The sequence below is a fragment of the Desulfatibacillum alkenivorans DSM 16219 genome (assembly GCF_900142135.1).
Taxonomy (GTDB): domain Bacteria; phylum Desulfobacterota; class Desulfobacteria; order Desulfobacterales; family Desulfatibacillaceae; genus Desulfatibacillum; species Desulfatibacillum alkenivorans.
Map to the genome: position 1 here is coordinate 1 of NZ_FQZU01000097.1, position 1,214 is coordinate 1,214.

1 protein-coding gene is annotated in these 1,214 nt (G+C 50.1%); it reads left to right on the top strand.

Features of this window, described 5'->3' with window-relative positions; genetic code table 11:
* Positions 1 to 152 precede the first annotated feature (152 nt).
* Entirely contained in the window at positions 153 to 1,115 is a 963-nt protein-coding gene (locus BUE18_RS27165; protein ID WP_244549390.1) for a transposase, read from the top strand.
* Positions 1,116 to 1,214: the final 99 nt, after the last annotated feature.

Sequence of the window (1,214 nt, forward strand, 5' to 3'; positions counted from 1 at the left end):
AAGGGCTGAAACGCCCTGAAATGTTCAAACCACCCCTCCGGCAAATCCAATCGCGGATTTTGGGTAATATTGTCATATGTTTTCAGGTGTGTTACGGTAGGATAATGCCAAGGTCTTCCCGAATAGACGCCCCAGGCGTTTTGCATCATGTGATGATCCGGGGAATCGAGCGTAAGCCGATTTTTTTCGATGATCAGGATCGCAACGCCTTGGAGGAGCGGTTAAGCGACGTTCTCCCGGAGACAGGTGCAGCCTGCTACGCCTGGGTTTTCATGGAAAACCACGCCCATTTCCTGCTGCGCAGCCCTGTCGCCGGGATTTCTCATGTGATGCAACGGCTAATGACCAGTTTTGCCATGTATATCAACCGGCGTTATGGCCGTCATGGGCCGTTGTTCCAAAACCGTTTTAAATCGGTAATTTGTCAGGAAGACGCCTATTTCAAAGAACTGGTGCGGTATATTCACTTGAATCCCGTACGGGCCGGTTTGATGCAGAATTTGTCCGAACTGGCGTTGCACCCATATTGCGGCCATGGCAATCTAATGGGGAAAAACCGGCATCCTTGGCAGGATGTTGATTATGTTTTAAACGGCTTTGGAAAGAGCGTCCGTGAGGCGCGAAAGAACTACCAAGCCTTTGTGGAAGCAGGGATATCCATGGGCAGGAGGGAGGACCTGACAGGCGGAGGCCTCATTCGAAGCATGGGAGGTTGGGAGGCAGTCAAACAGGCTTTCCCGTCTAAAGAACATCGCCAGAAGAGCGATCAGAGAATTCTGGGGGACGGGGATTTCGTCCAGGCAGTTCTGGCGCAAGCCAAGGAGCATCTTTCCAGGAAGTATGTGCTGCAATCTAAGGGCCTTGACAAAGGGGCGATTCTCCTCAGAGTTGCTTCTCTTTATGGAATTTCGCCTGATTCCGTGCTTTCCGGGACCCGAAGAAAACCCATTCCCGACGCAAGGGCAGTCTATTGCTATTGGACCGTTAAAGAACTGGGAGTCGCCCAAATTCAAATGGCCCGCGACTTGTCCATGAGGTCAAGCACCATTGCTTACGCAGTGCAGCGCGGAGAGAAGATCGTCAAAGAGAACAGGTGGGATATTATGGATGGCTGATATCAGTTATTGAGTTTTTGAGAGACGTTATATAGCGAAGGAACAAGAGGTTACAGGTCCAATTGTACTATAACTCAAAAAATCTTTCTCCTTGAAACA

Coding starts and splice junctions, on each gene's coding strand:
- BUE18_RS27165 (WP_244549390.1), top strand. CDS start 153: ATGATCCGGGGAATCGAGCGTAAGCCGATTTTTTTCGATGATCAGGAT.